The 21,036-nt window shown below is 67.9% G+C and carries 19 protein-coding genes and 3 pseudogenes; 13 read left to right on the top strand and 9 right to left on the bottom strand.

Features of this window, described 5'->3' with window-relative positions; genetic code table 11:
- Window positions 1–191 precede the first annotated feature (191 nt).
- Window positions 192–1,157, bottom strand: a complete 966-nt coding sequence (locus tag LNW71_RS33820; RefSeq protein WP_250971666.1) for an ATP-dependent DNA ligase — start codon at window positions 1,155–1,157, stop codon at window positions 192–194.
- Window positions 1,158–1,173: 16 nt separating this feature from the next.
- Window positions 1,174–2,081 (bottom strand): annotated as a pseudogene (locus LNW71_RS33825) (Ku protein).
- Window positions 2,082–2,628: 547 nt separating this feature from the next.
- On the opposite strand from LNW71_RS33825, the gene LNW71_RS33830 reads away from it, so the two are divergent.
- From LNW71_RS33830 to LNW71_RS33850, 5 genes and pseudogenes are all read left to right on the top strand, one after another.
- Window positions 2,629–3,207 (top strand): dihydrofolate reductase family protein, encoded by a 579-nt coding sequence (locus LNW71_RS33830; RefSeq protein WP_250971667.1) that lies wholly within the window; start codon window positions 2,629–2,631, stop codon window positions 3,205–3,207.
- A gap of 160 nt (window positions 3,208–3,367) precedes the next feature.
- Window positions 3,368–4,038, top strand: a pseudogene (locus tag LNW71_RS33835) (HEAT repeat domain-containing protein).
- Window positions 4,039–4,041: 3 nt separating this feature from the next.
- Window positions 4,042–5,045, top strand: a pseudogene (locus tag LNW71_RS33840) (MerR family transcriptional regulator).
- Between the two features lie 287 nt (window positions 5,046–5,332).
- Window positions 5,333–5,782, top strand: a complete 450-nt coding sequence (locus tag LNW71_RS33845; RefSeq protein ID WP_250971668.1) for a universal stress protein — start codon at window positions 5,333–5,335, stop codon at window positions 5,780–5,782.
- Window positions 5,779–6,789, top strand: coding sequence for an adenylate cyclase regulatory domain-containing protein (locus tag LNW71_RS33850; RefSeq protein ID WP_374119489.1), 1,011 nt, complete (start codon window positions 5,779–5,781; stop codon window positions 6,787–6,789). The genes LNW71_RS33845 and LNW71_RS33850 overlap by 4 nt, the downstream gene beginning before the upstream one ends.
- A 387-nt stretch (window positions 6,790–7,176) precedes the next feature.
- Here LNW71_RS33850 and LNW71_RS33855 read toward each other — a convergent pair whose 3' ends face one another.
- Window positions 7,177–8,397, bottom strand: coding sequence for an erythromycin esterase family protein (locus LNW71_RS33855; protein ID WP_250971669.1), 1,221 nt, complete (start codon window positions 8,395–8,397; stop codon window positions 7,177–7,179).
- Between the two features lie 58 nt (window positions 8,398–8,455).
- On the opposite strand from LNW71_RS33855, the gene LNW71_RS33860 reads away from it, so the two are divergent.
- The 4 genes from LNW71_RS33860 (at window position 8,456) to LNW71_RS33875 (ending at window position 11,547) form a co-directional block, all read left to right on the top strand.
- On the top strand, window positions 8,456–9,205 hold the full coding sequence (locus LNW71_RS33860) for a TioE family transcriptional regulator (RefSeq protein WP_250971670.1): 750 nt from the start codon (window positions 8,456–8,458) through the stop codon (window positions 9,203–9,205).
- Between the two features lie 142 nt (window positions 9,206–9,347).
- Window positions 9,348–10,253 (top strand): NADP-dependent oxidoreductase, encoded by a 906-nt coding sequence (locus LNW71_RS33865; protein ID WP_250971671.1) that lies wholly within the window; start codon window positions 9,348–9,350, stop codon window positions 10,251–10,253.
- 356 nt (window positions 10,254–10,609) lie between these two features.
- Window positions 10,610–11,095 (top strand): polyketide cyclase, encoded by a 486-nt coding sequence (locus tag LNW71_RS33870; RefSeq protein ID WP_250971672.1) that lies wholly within the window; start codon window positions 10,610–10,612, stop codon window positions 11,093–11,095.
- A gap of 56 nt (window positions 11,096–11,151) precedes the next feature.
- Window positions 11,152–11,547: a DUF6221 family protein gene (locus tag LNW71_RS33875; RefSeq protein ID WP_250971673.1), complete on the top strand. Its 396-nt coding sequence runs from the start codon at window positions 11,152–11,154 to the stop codon at window positions 11,545–11,547.
- 153 nt (window positions 11,548–11,700) lie between these two features.
- Here the strand turns inward: LNW71_RS33875 and LNW71_RS33880 are convergent, their stop codons facing one another.
- The 3 genes from LNW71_RS33880 to LNW71_RS33890 all read right to left on the bottom strand — a co-directional run bounded on the left by LNW71_RS33880 (window position 11,701) and on the right by LNW71_RS33890 (window position 13,437).
- Complete coding sequence (locus tag LNW71_RS33880) at window positions 11,701–12,261, bottom strand: DUF4383 domain-containing protein (protein WP_250971674.1); 561 nt, start codon at window positions 12,259–12,261, stop codon at window positions 11,701–11,703.
- 125 nt (window positions 12,262–12,386) lie between these two features.
- Complete coding sequence (locus tag LNW71_RS33885) at window positions 12,387–12,632, bottom strand: hypothetical protein (protein WP_250971675.1); 246 nt, start codon at window positions 12,630–12,632, stop codon at window positions 12,387–12,389.
- A gap of 442 nt (window positions 12,633–13,074) precedes the next feature.
- Window positions 13,075–13,437, bottom strand: coding sequence for a DoxX family protein (locus LNW71_RS33890; RefSeq protein ID WP_250971676.1), 363 nt, complete (start codon window positions 13,435–13,437; stop codon window positions 13,075–13,077).
- Between the two features lie 351 nt (window positions 13,438–13,788).
- Between LNW71_RS33890 and LNW71_RS33895 the strand changes: the two genes are divergently transcribed.
- Window positions 13,789–14,664, top strand: coding sequence for a LysR family transcriptional regulator (locus tag LNW71_RS33895; protein WP_250971677.1), 876 nt, complete (start codon window positions 13,789–13,791; stop codon window positions 14,662–14,664).
- Window positions 14,665–14,767: 103 nt separating this feature from the next.
- Here LNW71_RS33895 and thpR read toward each other — a convergent pair whose 3' ends face one another.
- Complete coding sequence (gene thpR, locus LNW71_RS33900; protein WP_250971678.1) at window positions 14,768–15,364, bottom strand: RNA 2',3'-cyclic phosphodiesterase; 597 nt, start codon at window positions 15,362–15,364, stop codon at window positions 14,768–14,770.
- Between the two features lie 146 nt (window positions 15,365–15,510).
- On the opposite strand from thpR, the gene LNW71_RS33905 reads away from it, so the two are divergent.
- Window positions 15,511–16,041 carry a hypothetical protein gene (locus tag LNW71_RS33905; RefSeq protein ID WP_308294545.1) on the top strand — a complete coding sequence of 177 codons (531 nt, stop codon included), beginning with the start codon at window positions 15,511–15,513 and terminating at the stop codon, window positions 16,039–16,041.
- 532 nt (window positions 16,042–16,573) lie between these two features.
- Window positions 16,574–17,014 carry a VOC family protein gene (locus tag LNW71_RS33910; RefSeq protein ID WP_250971679.1) on the top strand — a complete coding sequence of 147 codons (441 nt, stop codon included), beginning with the start codon at window positions 16,574–16,576 and terminating at the stop codon, window positions 17,012–17,014.
- Between the two features lie 802 nt (window positions 17,015–17,816).
- Here the strand turns inward: LNW71_RS33910 and LNW71_RS33915 are convergent.
- Complete coding sequence (locus tag LNW71_RS33915; protein WP_250971680.1) at window positions 17,817–18,479, bottom strand: LysE family translocator; 663 nt, start codon at window positions 18,477–18,479, stop codon at window positions 17,817–17,819.
- Between the two features lie 761 nt (window positions 18,480–19,240).
- Here LNW71_RS33915 and LNW71_RS37115 point away from each other — a divergent pair.
- On the top strand, window positions 19,241–19,558 hold the full coding sequence (locus LNW71_RS37115) for a S1 RNA-binding domain-containing protein (RefSeq protein ID WP_374119490.1): 318 nt from the start codon (window positions 19,241–19,243) through the stop codon (window positions 19,556–19,558).
- 266 nt (window positions 19,559–19,824) lie between these two features.
- Here LNW71_RS37115 and LNW71_RS33920 read toward each other — a convergent pair whose 3' ends face one another.
- Entirely contained in the window at window positions 19,825–20,736 is a 912-nt protein-coding gene (locus tag LNW71_RS33920) for a barstar family protein (protein WP_250971681.1), read from the bottom strand.
- Between the last annotated feature and the right edge of the window lie 300 nt (window positions 20,737–21,036).

Genomic DNA, 21,036 nt, shown 5'->3' on the forward strand with positions numbered 1-21,036 from the left:
AAGGGCGGGACAGGGTCAGACTCGGCCGTGCGCCGTGGCGTTCTTCGTGGCGCCACCGGTTCGTTGCGGCATTCTCGATGTGCGGACCCACGTTGCCCGGCTTGTGCGAGGAGCGAGTGCTCTCGGCCGCGCGAGATCCCGATCAACTGGGCAACCGGTCGAGCAGCCGCACATCCTGGCCGCCTTGTGGATCAGGCGATGTCGTCGGGGGCGAGGTCCGGGCGCAGCCGGTGCCAGGAAGGCTGGCGCAGCAGGCCGGCGCGGGTTCTGGTCGTGTACCGGACTTCGCCGACCAGGCGTGGCAGCACCCAGCGTGCGCCGGCCACCGGCGGTGCCGTGCCGAACGGACACTCGGCACTCGCGGCGATCTGGAGCAGTTCCGCGAGCGTGGCGCGTTCGCGCTGGGTCCACCCGGTGCCGACGCTGCCCGCGTACCGCAGCGCGCCCTCGTGGCGTTCGCCGACCAGCAGCGCGCCGGGCAGACCGGTGAGCCGGCCGTGGCCGGGCACCCATCCACCGACGATCACGTCAGCGACGAGAATATTTCGGATCTTGATCCACGCGGGGGAGCGGACACCTGGTTCGTACACCGAGGTGAGCCTCTTCAGGATGATGCCTTCCACGCCGGCGGTCCGGGTCGTCTCCAGCGCCTGGGCGGCGTGGCCGACGACGGCCGCGGGCGTCGACCAGGACCTCCCGGAAGCCCCGCCGAGGCCCAGACCCTCCAGAATGGTCCGGCGCTCGGCGTACGGCAGCTTGATCAGGCTGCTCCCGTCGAGGTGGACGACGTCGAAGAGCACCAGATGCGCGGGCACGATCTCGGACATCCGAGCAGCCTTCGCCGGAGACCCGACGAGCCCCATCCGGGACTGCAGCCGCTCGAAGTCACTGCGTCCCTGGCCGTCGAGAGCGACGATCTCACCGTCCAGGACCGCGGGGCGGCCGAGTGCGTCGCCGAGGGCTGAGAGTTCCGGATAGGCGGCGGTGATGTCCGCACCGGAACGGGAGCGCAGGACCACCTTCCCGTCGCCCGGCAGGTAGACGATCGCCCGCTGGCCGTCCTGCTTGGCCTCTGCGCCCCACTGGTCTTCGGTGGCGGGAGGAGGCAGCCGGCCGGGCGTGGCGAGCATGGGGGCGATTCTGGGCAGGCTCACCATGGCTGTGCCCGCCCGGTCAGGACGCGCTGCGCTTCCGGGCCGATGATTTCTTGGCCGTGGTCTTCTTCTTCGCCGCGGTCTTCTTGGCTGTGCTCTTCTTCCGGGGCGAATCTCGTGCACGGTCGCGTCCTCCCCCTGCTCGCCGCGGCCTTCCTTCGCCGCTGCGACGGAGGCGTTCAGTGCCGCCATCAGGTCCATGACCTTCCCGGAGTCCTTGTCTCCGCCTTCGGCCGGCGCGGGTGCTGTCTTGCCCTCGGACTTTGCCTCGATGAGCTCTTCCAGGGCGTCGCGGTAGTGGTCCCGCAGGCCGGAGATGTCGTCCGCGGCCATGGTGTCGGTGAGCTGGACCGCCCGCTCGATCTCGTCGTCGTCCAGATCGATCGCCTTGGGCGCGAGAGACTCCGGGCTGCGGATCTCGTCGGGCCAGTGCATGACGTGCAGCAGGATGGCACCCTCGCGTACGCGCAGTAGGCCGAGGCGCTCACGGCCGTGCCAGGCGAATTTGGCGACCGCGACCTTGTCGGAGCGTTCCAGCGCCCTGCGGAGCAAGGTGTAGGGCTTCGCGGCGACCTGTCCGTCGATTCCCAGGTAGTAGCTCTCGCCGATCCGGACGGGGTCGATGCTCCCGGCCTCGACGAACGCGACGATCTCGATCGCCTTCGCGGTCGGGAGCGGCATCCCGTCGAGCTCGTCATCCGTGACCGTGACGACGTCGTCCTTGGACACCTCGTAGCCCTTGCCGATCTCCTCCTGCGGCACGACCTCGTCGTCGATGGAGCAGACCTTGCGCGTACGGACTCTGCCCATGTCCGGCAGATGTACCTGCCGGAACCGGATCGAGTGGTCCTCCGTCGCGCTAATGATCTTGATGGGGATGCTGACCAGGCCAAAACTGATGGCCCCGGTCCACAAGGGTCGCGGCATACCTGCCTCCAGATCCCCTGGCGGGTGCGGGCCTATGTCGGTTCTCGAAATCGCGCTGTGTTCTCCGTACCAGCTGCATTATTTCAGCACTGTCCGAGGCGTCGCCATCTCAACGCCACCGAGGGCCTCATGCCTGGTGCCAGGCTGGATACGCATTCGGCCTGGATACGCATTCGCCAGTTTCCACACCCCAGCAGGGCCGCGTTCCCGGGGCCTGTCGCCAACGCATTGTCCGTCGATGTCCTGAGCCCAGCGACTCCGTGGCGAACGTATGGCCCGGGGCCGGGGGTGAGCGCAGACTGAGCTGATGAGGAGTGCTCCACCCGGGTGGATCGGCGCGCCACGCTCTTCTCCCCGCTCGCCCTGTCGCCATCACGCCGACCATGCTGATCACCCTCCCCTGCACCTTTTCGTGGGCCAGTCCTTGGGGCGGCATGCGGGGAGGAATTCGGAGTGGCCGGGCTCCAGGAGTCCTGCGGCGATGACTTTCGCCGTGATTTCCAGTCTCAATCCACACACGGGATCGACCGCACTTGAGGAGAGCGTCATGTCTGCCACCTACACATTCGATGTCTTTTCCAGCCTCGACGGCTTCGGCGCCGCCGGTGGCGACTGGACCGGCTACTGGGGCAAGCAAGGCCCCGAGCTCCTCGCCCACCGACTCGCCCTGTACGCCGAGGCGCAGCGGATGGTCTTCGGGGCCAATACGTATCGGCTCTTCGCGCAGATGCTGGCGTCGAGCACCGAGGATTCCGACGTTCGGGACCCGTGGGTGACAAGGATGAGGAGCCTGCCGACAACGGTGGTGTCGACCACCCTGGAGGAACCTCTCGACTGGCCGGATGCCGAAGTCGTGAGTGGCGACGCCGTCGACGTCATCGCCCGGCTCAAGGAGGAGTCCGAGGTACCGCTGCGCTCGCACGGCAGCCTGTCGATGAACCGGGCGCTGATGGCCGCCGGTCTGGTCGACCGCGTCCAGGTGACGCTCTACCCCGTGATCACCGGTGAGACCGGACTGGACCCGATCTTCCGGGGTGCGGCGGACTTCGACCTCGAACTGATCGAGAGCCGGACGCTCGACGGCCACATCCAGGAGCTCAGTTACCGGCCCACCCTGCACGCCTGAGCCGCTCCGAGCGCTGCAGTGGTGAGTCGGGTTCGAGCACGGCGTTCCGAGCGCGGCGCGCCGCTCGGGACGCGGCGGATGACCGGGGCCTGCGCAGCGGGCGCTGTTTGACCTTGACACGGTGGCAGGGTCTTCACTCCTTCCCGAGGAGGTGGTCTCGTTGACGATCACGCAACAGGACCCGGATGCGATTCGAGTACTCCAGGGCTTGGAGGACGTTCGTTCGACCGTACGGCTGCGGGCTGCTCTGGCGGTCGGCACAACGCCTGATCCGCACTTCGTGGACAAGCTCATCGAGCGATGCGCGATCGAGCCCGAGTTCTTCGTCCGCGACATGCTGACCTGGGCGCTCACCCGTCATCCGGTGTCCGTGACGCTTCCCGCGCTGCTCCGCGAAGTCCGCTCGCAGCGTGCGCAGGCACGGAGTCAGGCGTTGCACACGTTGTCCAAGATCGGTGACCGGCAGGCGTGGCCGGCCATCACGCAGCCCCTTCTTTCCGACGCCGACGACGAGGTGGCGCGCAGCGCATGGCGGGCCGCGGTCGTGCTGGTGCCGGAAGGTGAGGAGTCCGCGTTGTCCATGGCACTGGCGACGCAGCTGGGGCGCGGTGGGCGGGAGACGCAGCTGAGCCTCAGCCGGGCGCTCACGGGGCTGGGCGAAGTGATCGTGCCGGCTCTTCATGCTGCGACCACCGGCCCTGACCCCGCGTGCGTGCACACGCTCTCGCCACGGAACGACTGCTGCGAGATCCGGACGCCGGATTCGAGGCCGCGATCGAGGAGGCGAAGCGCGTCGTGGCCCTCGGCCACTCCGGGCACGAGGGACCATAGGGCGTGTTGATCGGTGAGGTGGCGCGACGGTCCGGGGTCAGTGCACGCATGCTCCGGCACTACGAGTCGCTGGGTCTGGTGCGTCCTTCGGGTCGTACCGGATCCGGCTATCGGGAGTACTCCGCGAAGGACATCCGGCGGATCTTCCACATCGAGAGCCTGCGGTCGCTGGGTCTGTCGCTGCGTGAGATCGGGCGGGCACTCGACGATCCCGACTTCACCCCTCGGTGCTCGTCGGCGATCTCGTGCGTCAGACGCGCGAACGCATCGAGGCGGAGACCGAGCTGCTCACGCGGCTGCACCGGATCGATGCGGCAGGCCCCGCCGCCTGGGAGGACGTCCTCCAGGTCGTTTCGCTCCTGCAGGCGTTGGGATCGAAGAACGCCGACGCGCGCCAGCGTGCGGCCCTTTCCTCGGTCGACGAGGTTCCGGTGCCGGTGGAGGCCTTGGTCGAGGCGGCTCTGAGTGAGACGGAGCCGAACGTCGCCGGGGCGCTCAGATGGGCGCTGGCGCGATCGGGCGGTGGCGGCCCCGCCCTGCTTGCGGAGGGCCTCGACTCGCCGGTGGCCGCGGTACGTGAACGCGCCGTTCAGTCCCTCGCCGGCATTCCCGGTGGTGAGGTGACCGCGTACCTGCGGGACGCACTGGCGAACCCCGACGTCGTGGTCCGCAGCCACGCGGCTCTGGTGCTCGGGACACGTGGTGTCGCCGATGCGCTCCCGACGCTGATCGACATGATCGTGGAGGGAAGGAACGACACCGATGCCGCCGATGCGCTGAGCGTGCTGGCGAGCGACACCGTGACAGCGGACCGGATTGCGACCGGGCTGGTCGACCGCCTCGCCCACGACACTGCTGAAGCGGCTGGACGTGGACGGCTGACCCAGGCGCTGGCGGGCATTCCGGGGGCGAGGGCGTCACAGGCCCTCGTGGAACTGTCGCAAGACGGGGACCGCGCCGTTGCCCTGACTGCGGCGTACCTCCTTCAGCTGCGCGACGTACGGTGAGGGCTGAGCCGATGAGCCCACTGACCCGCAGGGTTCGACCCGGCCGGTGGCTGGCTTGCTGTTGAGCGTCCGGGATCCCTCGAGGTCGAGGACGTAGCGCCCGACGCGGTGCCGCGGCGGTAGCGGAACCTGTGTGCGTTGACGGCCCGGCCGCCACGGGAACGGTCCGGGCTCGGCGGCTCCGCGTCATAGCGGCACCCGTGTCCCATGTCCTGCCCCTTGCCCGGCGGGCCGACTGGCCTCTACCTTACTCCGAAGTAAGTTTACTCTGGGGTAAGGAGCTTGTCGTGGTGGCTTACCGGACTGTCATGGTCGGCACGGACGGCTCTGAGTCGTCCTTGGCAGCGGTCGAGGGGGCGGCCCGGCTCGCCTCCGTCTGCGGGGCCGAACTCGTGATCGCCTGTGCGTATGTGCCGATGCATGGACCCGAACTCGCTCTGGCACAGGACCAATTAGGAGCCGAGGCCTATCAGGTGGTGGGCTCGGCGCCCGCCGAGGACACCCTGCGTACCGCCAGGGACCGAGCCCGCGCGCAGGGGGCGGTGGATGTGCGGTCGGTCGCCGTGCAGGACGAACCGGTCGCCGCACTCGTGCGGACCGCCCGGGAGTGCTCGGCCGATCTCCTGGTCGTCGGGAATCGGGGGCTGCGCTCGATCGCCGGACGCATCCTCGGCTCCGTACCTGCGGACATCGCGCGAAAGGCGGGCCTCGACGTGCTCATCGTGCACACCACATGAGTGCGAGAGGGCCGGCGGAGGAACCGGTGCCCCCGGCCGGCATCGACGAACTGAGACGGGCCATCGAGGAGGTGCTGCTCGGTGGCGGCCGCATCTGGACCAGAGGGGACATCGCCGAGCGGTCCGGGGTGAGGTCCGAGCGCACCGTGCAGATCTGGCGCGCGCTCGGGTTCCCGGTGGTCGACGACGAAGCAAGGGTGTTCACCGACGCCGATGTCGACGCGCTGCGGGCGGGGGAGCGGCTCATCGAAGCCGGTCTCATCACCGAGGAGAGCGAGACGATGATGGTGCGCGCCCTGGGACACCATCTGTCCCGGCTGGCCGAATGGCAGGCGCACACCCTCTGGTCCTGGTTGAACCGTCACCCGGGCATCCCTGTGGACGAAGGGGAGCTGACGGACCGGGCCGCGGCGCTGCTGCCGGAGATGGAGCTGCTGCAGCGGCATGTGTGGCGTCGGCATCTTGCGGCGTACCTCGGACGGGCGCTCGCCGAGGCGGAGGAGAACGTGCCCGTCGGCACTGGGCCAGGGCCAGGGCCGGGGGACGGCGAGCGGGGAGACCCGGCGGTAGACGGGTCGGCGTTGCCTGCCGAGGGCGCTGACGTCCGTGACCGCGCGGTCGGCTTCACCGACATGGTCGGCTACACGCGGATGACCCGCGGACTGGACAGCGGCGAACTCGTGCGGGTACTCGACCGGTTCGAGAGCCTGACCGGAGATGTGGTCGCCGAGGGGCGCGGGCGGGTGGTGAAGACCATCGGTGACGAGGTGCTCTTCGTGTGCGAGTCGGCTCCCGCCGCCGCCGACATCGCCCTGGAACTGACCGCCCGCGCCGAAAGGGAACAGGAGCTGCCGCAGGTGCGGACCGGGCTTGCCCATGGCGCGGTCCTCAGCCGCTTCGGTGACGTCTACGGGGCAGCGGTGAACATCGCGGCCCGTCTCACCGCGGTTGCCCGCCCGACACCGTGCTGGTCAACACGGCCTTCGCCGGCGAGCTGGCGGGCATGACCGCATACGAACTCAAGGTGCTCCGCCCGGTATCGGTGCGTGGGTACAGCAGGCTGCGCCCGGTGCTGCTGCGGCCGATTCGGCCGGTGAGGTGGTCTCGTAGCGGTGGGCGTAGCGGGTGACGCGGGGGATCTGACGGATTCCGGTGATTCCGGCGGGAGTTGACCGTGCGCAGCTGCCGCAGCTGCCGCACCTGCCGCCGGGCGGGTGCGGCACGGTACGGCACTCGACCTGACCTGCAGCACCAGACCCGCAACCCATCACTTCAACAGAAAGGGAGGGCCGGCCACCGGATACGAAAGGGCTCTAGGGTCGTTCGTTTGGGTCAGGCCGGATCAGGGTGCGGCGCCAGGGCACGCGAGCCCGGCATGTTCCAAACGAGAGGCCCTAGCTCCGTCGGACGTCCTTGACGAACACAAGGGCGTCGGCGGCGGCCAGGTGGGCCGGGTCGAACGGCGAGTAGCCGAACCAGGGGGAGGTACGGGGCGCGGGCCGGGTGTCGCCGAGAGCGGTGGCCAGTCGCCCGGCGTCGATGACGCCGCACTCCTGCGTGAGCGCGTACAGAAGTCCTTCGAGGGTGTCCGGCGGCGGCGTGCCCACACCGTGGTGTCCGATCGTGCCAAGGGCTGTGGCCACGAAGGCGTACTCCTTCCCGAGCTGCGCGCTCACCAGGGCACCGGCACTCCACCACTCCAGCGGCGGCATCCCGTCCATCCGCATCGTGCTCTTCTCCCGCTGGAGATGGGAGTTGTGGGCGTGGACGAGCGCCGGGCCCCGAACGGCGAGTGCCAGGAGGTTGTGCGCCATCATCTGGTCCCGCACGCCCACCAGCCGGGCCATGCGAGCCGGTGAGGCATCGGCCATCCAGTGGTGGTAGCGCAGCAGTCCGGTCGCGGTGCGCCCGTACAGGCAGGCCCGGTCCCATTCGCCCCGCGAGGTCGTCGTGATCAGGTACGGCGTCTGCGCGTCGAGCAGTGCAACGAGATCGTCGGCGAGCAGCCGCAGCCTTCCGGCCTCGGCCGACTGCCCGACGGACTGGGCCGGGTCCATCATCGCGGCAGGGTCGGTCCACTGTTCGTCGGCGCCGAGCAGCCGGTCGAGGGTTTCTCCCGTGCACGGGAGCAGGTCCGTGTCCACCCGGAGCGAGAGGTAGGCGTGGAGTGCGGTGAGGGCCTGCCGGGGGCTCGCGGCGGCATGGATCTCCAGCGGCCCGTCGAAGCCGGTGAAGCGGAGTCGCTCGGACGCGGGCCTGCCGTCGTTCTCGGCGCGGACGTTGTAGGCGCGCATCCGGCACACGAGCTCGCGGTTGGCGCCGGAGGCGCCCCAGCCGTGGCTGAACCCGCGTTCCATGACGTCGTCGAGAGCGCCCACGCCCGAGGTGACGTAGTCGTCCACGAGCAGGCCCATCATGCAGTCGCTCTCGATCGCGATCGTGCGGTAACCCTCCTGCTCGACGAGCTGCTGGAAGAGCTCGTTGCGCAGATCGAGCAGAGTGTCCTCGCCGTGGGTGGGCTCGCCCAAGGCGAGCAGCCGAGGCCGGGCCGGCAGCAGGCTCATCACAGCTGCAGCCTCCACCGGTTGGGCGGTGTCCTTGATGTCAATGACCATGCGTTCAACGCTATCGTTGAAGCGCCGGTTGAAACTTTCACGCGATATCGTCAGGCCAATGCGGCAAAACCTTAAAAGCGGTATGCGACTCAGGCCAGTTGATCTGGCTCGTCGGCACGGTCTGTCCACGCAGGCGGTCAGGAATTACGAGGAGGCAGGCATCCTCCCGGCCGCCGGTCGCACACCCCACGGCTACCGCACCTATACCGAGCTGCACGCGGCAGCCCTGCGCGCGTTCCTCGCCCTGGTGCCCGGTCACGGCCACCGGACAGCGACGTCGATCATGCGAGCCGTGAACGACGAAGAGGCCGAGGAAGCGTTCCGGCTCGTCGACGAGAGCCACGCCCAGCTCCTCGACGACCGGCGTACCCTCCAGGCCGTGGAGAGCGCCCTCCGTGCCCTGGAGACCGGCGCGGTGACCGACCCGCTTGCGGGGGCCGAGCCGGCTGCGGTTTCCGGGCCCGGGGAGATGTTCATCGGAACGCTGGCGGGGAAGCTCGGAATCCGGCCCGCGACGCTGCGCACATGGGAGCGCGCCGGGCTGGTGCGCCCACGCCGCGACCCGCGGACCGGGTACCGCGTGTACGACCAGGCCGACGTACGCGACACCCGGCTGACTCACCAGCTCAGGCGGGGCGGCTACCTGCTCGGACAGATCGCCCCGCTGATCGCTCAAGTGCGGGCGGCCGGCGGGCTGGAGCCACTGGAGGCCGCACTGTGCGACTGGCGCGGCCGACTGTCCACGCGCGGGCGGGCGATGCTGAACGGGGCCGCCGAGCTGGAGGCCTATCTGCGCGAGCGCGGATGAGGCGCGGTCGTTGGCCGGGCCGACACGTCACGAGGACTCCGGCTTACGTACGGTGTCGGCAGCGAACAGCGCTTGCACCGTCGAAGTCCGCACTGACCAACGAGCAGCAAGCGCGACGCCTGGGTCGAGATCGGAGCGAATGATGAAAGCAGCCCGTTTCAGCCGGTTCGGCGGTCCGGAGGTCCTTGAGATCGTGGATCTCCCGGACCCGCACCCCGGGCCCGGCGAGATCAGGATTGCGGTGCGTGCGGCCGGCCTCAACCCCAGTGACTGGAAGAAGCGCGCGGGTCTGATGGACGAGGAGCTCCCGCAGACCATGGGCCACGAGGCGGCGGGCGTCGTCGACGAACTCGGCGAGGGTGTCGCAGACGTGGCCGTCGGCGACCGCGTGTTCGGCTTCTCCGTCGAGGGGGCGGCTCAGGCCGAGCTGGCGGTCCTCTCCTACTATGCGCCGATCCCGCCGTCGCTGGACTTCCCCGGCGCTGCCGCGCTGCCGGCCGCCATCGAGACGGCGACGCGCGCACTGGACCAGCTCGGCGTCGGGAGCGGCCGCACGCTGCTCGTCAACGGAGCCTCCGGCAGCGTCGGCAGCGCCGCGGTCCAGCTCGCCGTGGTGCGCCGCGCGCGCGTGATCGGCACCGCAGGCCCGGCAAACCACGAGTACCTTCGCTCGCTGGGGGCCGTGCCCGTCGCGTACGGCGAAGGTCTCGTCGAGCGCGTCCGCGCACTTGCACCCGACGGCGTCGACCTGGCGCTCGACGTCGCCGGGAGCGGGGTGCTGCCCGAACTCATCGACCTCGCGAACGGCGCGGAGCACGTCGTGACGCTCGCCGACTTCGCCGGCGCTAAGGAGCACGGCGTGGTGTTCAGCCGCGGGGACGCCGGCCGCGCGGTCCACGTGCTCGGCGAGATCGGCGCGCTGATCGAGGCCGGCCGCTTCTCGCTCCCGGTCGCGCGGACCTTTCCGCTCGCCGACGTCGCGGAGGCGCATCGCATCGCCGAGGAGGGCGGCGTACGCGGGAAGCTCGTGCTGCTGGTCGGCGAATGAGCCCGCGGAGACCGAGTGCGATCCTGTTGGCCGGTCATCAGGCGATCTCACCTGGCATGAGAACGCGGGATTGCGGGCAGGGCCCCGCGCCCTGCCCTGCCCAGGCGGTGGCGCTCTGAGGGCGGCAGCCGAGACGAGGAGCAACCGGGCACTGAGTACGGGGAACTGGGGGCGGACGTTTCTCCGTGACCAGGCCTCCGGCCCTGGAGGCTCTACTCCTCCCGACCTGCCACGGGTGGCGCGTGTGCGGATTTCCGCGCACACCACCGATGAGTTCCGCTTCGCCACGTCGTCTACATGTGAGGAACGTCCCGGGTCCGTGAGAGGGCCGAGAAGATGAGAGGGAGTGTGCCACCGTGGTCCAGGACAGCGTGAGCGCCACCATGACTGTCGCCGTGCCTGCCGCGAGAGTGTTCGCTGTACTGGCTGACCCGACGATCCATGCAGTGATCGATGGCACCGGCTGGGTTCAGGAAGCTGTCGACCGGGCACCGCTGACCGCGGTGGGGCAGATCTTCCGGATGGACATGTATCACCCCAACCATCCGGACGGTGACTACCAGGTGGCCAACCAGGTCCAGGTGCTCGACCCGCCGCATGCCATCAGCTGGCTGACAGGGCAGGAGAAGGATGACGGTCACCTGGAGTTCGGCGGCTGGTTCTGGCGTTACGACCTCGCGCCGCTGAGCCCCTCCGAAACCGCGGTCACACTCACCTACGACTGGTCGGCGGTGCCGCGGTCGATCCGGGACTATCTCGACTTCCCGCCGTTCGGCCCTGATCACCTCACCAACTCGCTTCACCACTTGGCCGGGCTTGCTGCCGGGAAGTCGCGGGCCTGACACACGGCGGTCAGGCCGTATTTTGGTGCTGCCCAGGAGAGCATCGAGAATGCCCCATGAAGGATGACCTGGTCACGTTCCTCAAGGCGCGCCTGGACGAGGAAGCCGAGCTGGCGCGGCGCTGTGACGGTGACGGATGCGGCGGGTGGTCCGCGCGCGGGCAGACGGTCGACTTCTGTCAGTCAGATCTCTCAGGATTCCACCCCACGGTCGCCCTGCATGTCGCTCTGCACGACCCGGCTCGCGTACTGCGTGAGGTCGCGGCGAAGCGACGCGTTTTGGCCCGTCACGCCCTCAGCCCGGCAGCGGGCGACCCTGAACTGCCGTGGGACGATCGCGATGACTGCCAGTTCGATGGCGACCCCTGGCCATGCGACGATCTGCTCGACCTCGCCTCGCCCTACGTCGATCACCCTGACTTCCCCAGCGAGGCTGGAACGGCACGAGCCTGAAGCGGCACGCCCTTGGGGCGGCACGACTGCGGCCGCCTGCGCCCGCTCCCTGACTTGGTGCCATTGCTGCTACTGCCGCGACCTCTCGTCCTCCGCCGTTCGGGGGTGCATCTCCCAGAAACAGCCACAGCCCTCGGGGCAGCCTCCAGCGGATCATCCCCGAGGCAGGGTGGGCGTCTCCGGGGCCGCGGGTGCTGGGCTGAGTCGCTGCTGTGACGCCGCCGTGCTCGTGCGGCGGGATTCGTCGGCTGATCGGCTCGGGTGGCGGCGCTGCCAGTAGGGGTTGTCGTGCGAGAGCTTGCTGGAGACGCGGCCGTACATGCCGAAGGTCAGAATGACGAGGCCCATGACGAAGCTGAAGATGACATTGGTCATCCCGAAGTCCAGGATGTTCGCCGACCGGTCAAGAACGAAGATGTGGGCGAAGCCGCTGAGCAGGAAGAGAGCGCCAACGGTCATGTTCAGCGAGGATGCGAAGTTCCCACCGACGAGCGCCCCACCGATCAAGGCAAGGCCTACGACGAGAGAAATGACGCTGAGGGTGGTATTCGTGGCCATTCCGGCGATGCGATCGCCGTTGGTACTGAAGGGCGTCAGCGCGTCCGCGAAACCGAGGCTGGCGAACAGGATCAGCACCAAGCCGCAGAAGGCGGCGCCGCAACGGTAGACGAGGGCCAAGCGGTGATCGACGGGAAGTTCTTCGCTCAGTTTCACAAGCCGTCTCCTTCGAGCCTAGATGTGCCCTCGCCGCGATCGATCGAAGGAAGCAGAGGGCGGACGATTCCCAGGATCACGGACCCATTTCCTACTCCTGCTGCTGCGACGGACGGCTGCAGGCGTCACTCGTGCTGGCGGGCTGAGGAGAAGGAGAGGTCCCTCCTCTCGTAGTTGGCGAGAGCCAGTCCCAGGCCGAAGAACGTGGGCGCCCACTCTCCGACGAAGATGCCCCAGCGATCGGCCCGCTCCATGTTCTCCTGCTTGTTGGAGGCCACCCACGAGATCATGGACAGCCCGATAGAGCCGAATGCGGCCAGATATGCGTGCTCGCTCTTGACTCCAGCCTCGTGCAACTTTTCGACGATCATGTCGTGATCTCCCTGCCTGTTGTTTGAAGAAGACACTCCCCTCGCATTGCGGAATGAATCTTCTCCGTGAGATGTCTGCTCTGGGGGAGTCTGTTCTACGAGGATCTCACGCTCTATTCGGGCCTCAAGTCGCATCGTTTCTGCATCGATGCAGCCATTCAGTCGCACGGTCACAAGGGTGGCAGAGCCCGGAGCGGAATGGGGCGACCCAGCGATCATGCGGGCGCGGTCGGCCTTTACGCATGTATGCACGGCGCCATGTCACTTATCGGAACACTGACCTGCTTGTGTGGTGGTTCGGCTTGTTCACGAGTAGCGGCAGCAGGATGGTGCGTCACCGAACAGCACACGGACAGCGGCGTGTTCGATGGTCATGAGGAATGCAGCTGCCATGGGCTGGCCGGGGCCCGCAGTCGAAATCACCGGTCGCAGCTGGGCTCGGTCACAGCGAGGTGATGGCCAGCCAGATGACCACTGACGCGGTGGCGATGAGCCCGACGTTGAGCGTGATCTGACGGTCTTCACCCGTCAGGTGGATGGCGATCGCACCGATCTGCAGGAGCACGAAACCGATGGCCGCGGCCAGGGCCAACCCGGGGGCGATGCCGGTCAGGGGTGGCAGGATCAGCCCGGCCGCGCCGAGTATCTCGACCGTCCCCAGCGCCCTCACGGCGGGCAGAGGTATGCGATCGACCCAGGCCATCATCGGGCGGAGTTGATCTCGGCTACGGAAGACCTTCAATGCACCTGCGTAAAGGTACAAGAGGGCGAGCAGTCCGGCGACGATCCAATACGCGATGTTCATGATTTCCGTTCACGGTCACCGGTTGCGGGTGACCCGTCGATTCCCAGGGCTGCTTCTGGAGAAGGCCGAACCATGGTCTGAGTGATGTGGAAGTGGAAAGGTGGAAGCGCCCCGTCCGTGCTGGTCAGGGGAGGACGGCCGGGCGGTGTCACCCCGCCGGCTTCAGGTGAGGTCGGTGGCCCGCTCGGTTGCGTAGCGGATCATCGCGTCGGCGCCGGCCTGTGGCGTGAGCGGCCGGCCGCCGGCGATCACGAGGGGTCGGCCTGTGGAGCGCCGCTTTTCGCTTCTTCGGTCATGCTCCGATTGCACCGTCAGGGCCCGTGACTGTCCAAGACCCATTCCGCAGCGCCGATGCCGTTTGGGTATCGTTGCAGCGTGGAGCTACGTACCTTGCGCTACTTCGTGGCGGTCGCCGAGGAACTCCACTTCGGCCGGGCCGCCACTCGACTGCACATGAGCCAGCCGCCGCTGAGCCGGGCGATCAAGCAGCTCGAGACCGAGGTCGGTGCCCTGCTGTTCGCCCGCTCACCTGTGGCCGTCACTCTCACCGCTGTGGGCGCAGTGCTGCTCGATGAGGCACGTGCCCTGCTCGATCACGCCGACCGGGTCCGCGTACGCGTGAGCGCGGCGGCCGGCGTCGCGACCATCACCGTCGGCATTCTGGGCGACAGCACTGACCCGGGAGCGACCAGGCTGGCAGCCGCTTACCGTCGAAGCCACCCCGGCATCGAGATCCGCATCCGCGACACCGACCTGACCGACCCGACCTGCGGGCTGCGCGCCGGACTGGTCGACATCGCCCTGACTCGGGCGCCTTTCGACGAGACCACCCTGACGGTTCGTGAGCTGCGCACCGATCCGGTGGGCGTGGTCCTGCGCGCCGACGATCCGCTGGCCCGCCGCGGCCAGCTGCAGCTGGGCGACCTGGAAGACCGCCGCTGGTTTCAGTTCCCGCAGGGAACCGACCCGATCTGGCAGTCGTACTGGAACGGCGGCGTGCCGCGCGAGGGCCCAGTAGTGCGCGTCGTTCAGGAATGTCTGCAGGCCGTGCTGTGGAACGGCACGGTCGGCCTGGCCCCGCTCGGGCACGACCTTCCCGCCGAGCTGGCCGTGGTGCCGCTGATCGACATGCCGCCGAGCCGAGTGGTGGCGGTATGGAACGAGGGTGACGCCAACCCGTTGATCCGGTCGTTCGTCGAGATCGCGACAGCCGCGTACCGTCACTGAGCGGCAGGACCGACTCCGAGAGATCGCGGCAAGTCGGGATCGAGGGTTACGACTGCCACCGCATGGGCCTACGGCTAAGGCTCCGTGGACGCGGCCGCCGCTTTCACAGTTCGGTGCCGTTCCCGTTGCCGAGGGGCCAAGCCGTGATGTCGCGGTAGCGGATCGGTTCGCGGCCGCGGCCGGCGTTGCTGCCGACCAGGTGCAGACGTTCGGCAGGCCACGGGCGACCGGCGAACTCGGCGAAGCCCGAGGCGATTTCCGTGGCCGAGGTTCTATCGCCCCGCCGGGCACGGGCCAATGTCAGGTGTGGGCGCAGGGGCCGGTCCTCGAGGGCGACGCCGCAGCTCTTGACTGCGCTACGCACGTCGGAGGCGAGCGCGTGCAATTCGTCGAGGTCTCCGTCGATTCCGCTCCAGAGCACCCGCTCGTCGAAGGTTCCGCTGCCGCGCAGTGCCAGGTGGGGTGGTGGGTGGGCTGCTGCAAGGGATGCGAGCGGCGGGCGCAGGAGCGGAACGGTCTCGGCCGGCAGCTCGCCGAGGAATGCCAGAGTGATGTGCCAGTCCTGAATGCGGTTCCACCGCATGTGGTCGTGCGTGCCATAGGCAGGGCGCAGCACCCGGGCGAGCTCTTCTTTCGCTCGGTCGGGTGGGGCGAGGGCGATGAACACGCGAACGGTCGCGGGCTGAGTCTGTTCGTTCACACCTACTTCGTACCTCATGGTTGGGGTGGCAACTCCTCGCCGCCGTCCTCCGAGCCTGGCCTGCCCGAGTCGCAGGCGGGGAGGGGTGCCGACTGGGGGGGGGGGGGGGGGGCTGACGTGCCGTTCCCAGGCGCCGGATTCTGTGGATGGCATCTGATCAGGAAGTACCAACCAGTTACGGGCGACTGAGTGCTCCGGTGAAGTCAGTGAGCACCGGCCGGGACCGCCCGGCCGAATGCCACCCTTTGTCGGTGGTCTGCGGCATGATGATCGCTGTGGACACCGAGAGATTGATAGGCATCTGGCAGCGGCTCCTCGCCGACCCTCACAAGTCGTGGGTGCTGTTCGGGAATGGCACTTGCGTGGTGCTGACCGCTCCGGATGGAGACCTGACTGAACAGGCCACCGAAATCCTGGCGGAGTTCGGTCCGGCGCATGCCGGCACTCCGGCAGGCGACTTTGGGGTGATTGACCTCAAAGACGCCGAGGGGTGGGTCGTTACCGGTCATCACATCGACGTCCTCACCTTTGTCGCACCTGATGAGCCTGACGATCAGTCGGAGATGGCTGTCGGGGTGCTCGGACGTTCCAAACGTGATCGGGACGGCACCGAGCTTCATGTCGTCCACGTCGAGGACAGGCGAGGCTCATCGGAGCCGGTGCAGGGACCCGCATAGGCATCAGGCTTTACCCGCGTGTGCTCGCTGAAGGCGTGCCGGCTTCGGGTTCCCCATGCCCCGGCGACTTTGAGCCCCGCCTGCTGGAATTCATCGGCACTGAGCTCGCGAAATCCGGAAGGCTCCGGCGCCGAGCCAACGGAGCTCGAAAGACGATCATGGTCGGGTCTTCGTCGGGTCTTCTTGAGGCGTCCCCAGCAGATCAGGCTTCAGGCCGGGGCGCGGGCAAAGAGGCGACGCCGGCGAGTGGGTGAATCTCGGGAAGCCGCAAGCTCAAGCGCGGGCTGCGAAGGGTCGAGGAAGCATTGAACGGCGGGGAGGGCACCCTGCGGCTGATCGTCTTCGCGGGCTCGGCAGCCTGCGCCGCACTCACCCTCCATGGTGGCCTGGCTCGCGCCGCTGGATAGCGCTGAGCCAATCTTCAGAATTTCGGACTTCGGCGAGTATGCGGATGTCGAGAACGTGCCGCCGGCTCCGTCCCAGGGGCATGAGCGGCCACGACCGGCCGCACGAGCAAGAAGGAGAAAGCGGCATGGCGATTCAACGGATGGACAACGTCGGCATCGTCGTCGAGGACATGGATGCCGCCATCGAGTTCTTCGTGGAACTCGGCATGGAGCTGGAGGGCAGGGCGGAGGTCAAGGGCCTCTTCGCCGACCAGTGCACCGGACTCGACGGCGTCCACTGTGACATCGCGATGGTCCGGACCCCGGACGGTCACAGCCGGCTCGAGCTGTCGAAGTACCGCACCCCCGCGGCGATCAGCGTCGGCCCGCGCAACCAGCCGCACAACATTCTGGGCACGCACCGCGTCATGTTCGCAGTCGACGACATCGAGGACACCGTTGCCCGCCTGCGCCCGCACGGCGCCGAAGTCATCGGCGAGATCGCCCGGTTCGAGGACAGCTACCTGCTCTGTTATGTCCGCGGCCCGGAGGGCATCATCGTCGGACTGGCCGAGCAGCTGGGCTGAGAAGGAAACCGAACCATGCGGCGCCACCCGTTGGCGTGGCGTCGCCATGATCACGGCAGACCGTCGAGGCGGTGGCGAATCGGTATGGCCACACAGCGGCCATACCCGGCGATCGTTCGGTACTGATTTCCTGTTTCCGTAGGTCGCGAACCGCGCGCGGGAGGGCCCGCAGCGGGTCGGCCGACGGACGTCCGTCGGCCTTCGACCACGAGGACTAGAAGGCCCGGCACGCCGTCGAATGCGCCTTCAACCGCTTGAAGAGGAACCGCGCGGTCGCGACCCGGTACGAGAAGCTCGTCGTCCGCTACCAGGTCAGCTTAGCCATTGCTGCCAACGGCGAATGCCTCTGACCACGATCCCCTGCCGACAAGACCCCGGGGGCTGAGTGACACCGCCGTCTACCCCGCTTCGGCGACTCGCTCGCAGCATTTCCTCCACAATGCGCTTTGCGTCAGGGCGAAGAGACGCAAGCAGATTCTCAGGACATCCGCCGTCCCGGGCCAGGATCCGGCCCAAGGACTCCGCAGCCGAGTCAACTACAAGCTCGTCCTCGACCGGCGAACTGGCCACATCTACGAGTGCCTTCACCACGTGCTCACCCGAGTACGCCTCAAGATCCATCGCGGCATCGTCGCGCTCGTCGATCCGAGCAGCCCTGTCCAGCAAAACCGAAATCAACCCCGCCGGCTGTGGCACAACCACGCTTCCCTCCCCATGGAATTCTGCCACCAGCATCCGCATGTCAGGCTGGGGACGCGGCTGGCGGGCCCTTCGGGCGTCAGACCGCCATAAGAACCGATGTCTAAACCGCCTCGGCAGCCGTGCCGACGCCCAGAGCCACCAGCACGCCGGCCGCGGTTCGCTCCAGGGCGGTGTTCACTCGTGGGCGACGCAGCCAAGTCAGCATCCCGGCCGCGAACACCGCCACCAGCGTCAGCCAGAGGGCGGCGATCACGGCGTCGATAAGGCCGAGGGCCAGAGTCGCGGAGAGCGTCGAGTCACCGTTGGGCAGGAACTGCGGGACCACAGCCACAAAGAAGATGCCTACCTTGGGGTTCAGCAGGCAGCTCAGCAGTCCCTGGCGAAAGGCCTGCCGACTGTTGGGGACAGGGGCGGCGGCAGGGACGGGTACGGTTCCGGCCGGTCCTCCGGGAACCTCGGGCCCGCCCCCAGCGCCCCGGCGGTGGACCCACAGGCTCTGGATTCCGAGGAAGATCAGATACGCAGCGCCCGCCAGGCGGATCGCAGTGAACGCCACGTCCCATCGCTGCAGGACCGCTGCCAAGCCGACGGCGGCGGTCAGCGCCCAGGCGAGCGAGCCTGTCGCCGCACCAAACGCGGTCGCCATGCCCGTGAAGCGGCCGCCACGCATGCAGTTCCGCAGCACCAGGAGCGTGTCCGGCCCCGGGGTCATTGTCACCAGCAAGGCGAAGACCGAAAAGCTGACGAGGGCAGCAGTCGTCACGGCAGGCTCCTGTTCTAGCGGTAACGAGCGGGACGAGGCTCCAGAGCCGGACCCAACAGTTCAGAGCTGCCCAAGATACGCCGGACATGTCGTGCACAATTGTCTGCACCAACTTCACTCGTTGATCAGCCTGCAGACCGATGCAACGAACGAGGAGGAGTTCTGTGGAACTGCGGCATGAGCTGATGAGGGCCGGGCCGAACTGCCCCGGGCAGGTGCTGTGCTACCCGCCCGGGGGGTTCACCCGCCGTACATCGTGGTCAACGCGAGCGACGACGAGATCGAGGCGGCGACTGCGTACCTGCGGGATTTGGCGCTGAATGACTGCAGCCCCTAACAGTGGGATGCGGCCGTGTGCCGCAGGCCGTGCAGCTTCTTGGACTGGGCGAGCGTCGAGACGCTGCGGCACTCCGGCGTCGGGTCCGGGCCGGGAACGCCGCCGCCTCCAGGAGATCCACGCCAGCCTCGTCGACCGCCTCCAGGAGGCGAAGGGCCAGGGCTGGCTCGGCGAGGTCGCCGCCATCGAGACCACCATGGCCGCTGCGGCCCAGAAACTCGAGGCCATGCGCGACCGGGCAGCCCAGCCGTCCACCGTCCACCTTGGCATGCCTGACCTCCGCCGAAATGCCGGACGCCGCAGCGCCGAGTCCCTGGAGTGAGTATCGGCTCGTTTCTCGCCAGCCGGAGACATGTCGGCGGCTCATGGAGGGTGATCCGGCAGGATGCCCGGGGGCAGATGCGTTTCCGCCGGAGACTGAGCGGTGGCGACCTCACCGCATAGGGTCGAGAGCGAGATCGAACCCGAGCCGATCGAGACTCTGCACGCCTTCCTCAACTCTGTTCACTCAGGCACGGCCAGGACGGCAACGGTCGCCGGCTTCGAGGGCCATGACGTCGTCGTGGACCTGGAAGGAGAAACGGGAACGCATCATGCGGCAGGCCGGATCGTTCGACACGAGGTTTCATGGCGCCGCGCTGAGGACCCTGCCGAGATTGTCGCCAGGGGCCCAAGAATCGAGGTCGAGGTGATAGGAGTCGACTGGCGGAGGGAACTTGTCCTGTTGTCGGCGAAGGCGTGAGAGGACCAGGCACTTCGTGCCTTCCTCGTCGGCATCCGAAATGGTGAGATCTTGACCGGGACGGTGGCGGACGTCCGCAACTTCGGCGTCTTCGTGAAGCTCGACGGTGAGCCCGCCGACAACATCACCGGCTGCAACGGCACCGGGTTCATCCGAGTCCCAACGCCGAGCCAAGCGCCCATTCGTCGACCTAGGCATCCCACGCGCCGCCGTCCGCGTGAGTCCCAATGACGCCTCCCGGACCGATGCCTAGCGGCAACGAGCTGTCACCGAAGGATGACGCTCACACCCCGTTCCTCGAAGATCTCCAGGAGCAGGTCGAACAGCGCAAGCTCGCGCTCGCCGGCGGGCACGAGCTCTGCCAACCGCGTCCGAGCCTCGGCCGAGAAGTCCCAGTGCAGGGTGAACGGAGTGGTGGCGCCCCAGCCGCCTCTCAGACAGTCGTCCAGAGCATCGAGGTTCCAGCCGAAGTATCCGCCGGGTCCGTTGATGGCCTCACCGATCGCGCAATAGAAGGTGTCCCTGTCAACGATGTGTCGGCCGTCCAAGGTGAACACCTGGCCTGCAGGCGCATCGGGCTCTCCCTGGCACTGGTGCTCCCGGGACAACAGGGCAACCGACAGCCACGCGTGTCGGTCCTCGGGTGCAAGTTCGTGCCACATTCCGGTGTGGTTAAGGTGACCAGTGCGGACCAGCTCCCACGGTCGTACCGCTCCGGGCAGTGCGTTCTCGCACCAGAGCGTGACCGTGAGGTCGACGAGGCCGGCGCAGCTGGCGGAGGGCTTGACGTCGATGACGGTGAGCTCGTTGACAAAGTAGGAACCCATAGTGGCACCGTCACGGTCAAGGACCTCGAACCAGGCGTTCCCTGCCACGGCACGACGACTGCCGACGTGATCAACGCACCTCCGTAGGCCACCCTGCGGGCGGCAACCCGCAAGGCGCACTCGGCGCGCTCCCGCCTCATCCGGCAGCGGCGTGAACAACCCCTCGGCCTCGTGAGCGAAGCCCCAGAAGTCGCTGTCGTCCCCGTCCGAGCTCAGCGCGTACTTCTGCCCCTCGCCAAGCCGCCCTGATGTCCCCATCGCACCCCCAGAGAGAGCGCTGATCTTACCGACGCCGGGGACCTTCCCGGCGGTCGCCGGGTCCATCATCACCCCTGCCCCCATCTCATCCATCTCGGAGGCCCAAGGGCTGGTGGTCTCCGCCCGGGTCAGCCGTATCACTGAAGCCTTGAGCAGCAGAAAGCCGACACCGCACGCTCCGAAGATTATTTGAAGTTCCTCGTTGGCGGGCGTGAGAGTGGGGTGCCAGCGAGAGCAGCCCCCGGTAGATGGGCCGGCGCGCGAGTTTGTCCGGGGGCTGTGAGGGCGCCCGGCCTTGTGGGCTGTCCGGCCGTCCGGCATGATCGCCAGCATGAGCATGATGAGCAGCCGAAAGGGCTATGCCGCGTAGACGACCCGGGGCACTTCGTGCCG

The organism is Streptomyces sp. RKAG290 (assembly GCF_023701695.1).
Lineage (GTDB): Bacteria > Actinomycetota > Actinomycetes > Streptomycetales > Streptomycetaceae > Streptomyces.

What these genes read in the sequence shown, in the direction of transcription:
- LNW71_RS33830 (WP_250971667.1), top strand. Translation starts at nt 2,629, where the DNA reads ATGTCTGCCACCTACACATTCGATGTCTTTTCCAGCCTCGACGGCTTC.
- LNW71_RS33850 (WP_374119489.1), top strand. Translation starts at nt 5,779, where the DNA reads ATGAGTGCGAGAGGGCCGGCGGAGGAACCGGTGCCCCCGGCCGGCATC.
- LNW71_RS33860 (WP_250971670.1), top strand. Translation starts at nt 8,456, where the DNA reads ATGCGGCAAAACCTTAAAAGCGGTATGCGACTCAGGCCAGTTGATCTG.
- LNW71_RS33910 (WP_250971679.1), top strand. Translation starts at nt 16,574, where the DNA reads ATGGCGATTCAACGGATGGACAACGTCGGCATCGTCGTCGAGGACATG.
- LNW71_RS33890 (WP_250971676.1), bottom strand. Translation starts at nt 13,437, where the DNA reads ATGAACATCGCGTATTGGATCGTCGCCGGACTGCTCGCCCTCTTGTAC.
- LNW71_RS33920 (WP_250971681.1), bottom strand. Translation starts at nt 20,736, where the DNA reads ATGGATGAGATGGGGGCAGGGGTGATGATGGACCCGGCGACCGCCGGG.
- LNW71_RS33895 (WP_250971677.1), top strand. Translation starts at nt 13,789, where the DNA reads ATGCCGTTTGGGTATCGTTGCAGCGTGGAGCTACGTACCTTGCGCTAC.
- LNW71_RS33885 (WP_250971675.1), bottom strand. Translation starts at nt 12,632, where the DNA reads ATGATCGTCGAAAAGTTGCACGAGGCTGGAGTCAAGAGCGAGCACGCA.
- LNW71_RS33905 (WP_308294545.1), top strand. Translation starts at nt 15,511, where the DNA reads ATGGCATCTGATCAGGAAGTACCAACCAGTTACGGGCGACTGAGTGCT.
- LNW71_RS33875 (WP_250971673.1), top strand. Translation starts at nt 11,152, where the DNA reads ATGAAGGATGACCTGGTCACGTTCCTCAAGGCGCGCCTGGACGAGGAA.
- LNW71_RS33820 (WP_250971666.1), bottom strand. Translation starts at nt 1,157, where the DNA reads ATGGTGAGCCTGCCCAGAATCGCCCCCATGCTCGCCACGCCCGGCCGG.
- LNW71_RS33855 (WP_250971669.1), bottom strand. Translation starts at nt 8,397, where the DNA reads ATGGTCATTGACATCAAGGACACCGCCCAACCGGTGGAGGCTGCAGCT.
- LNW71_RS33865 (WP_250971671.1), top strand. Translation starts at nt 9,348, where the DNA reads ATGAAAGCAGCCCGTTTCAGCCGGTTCGGCGGTCCGGAGGTCCTTGAG.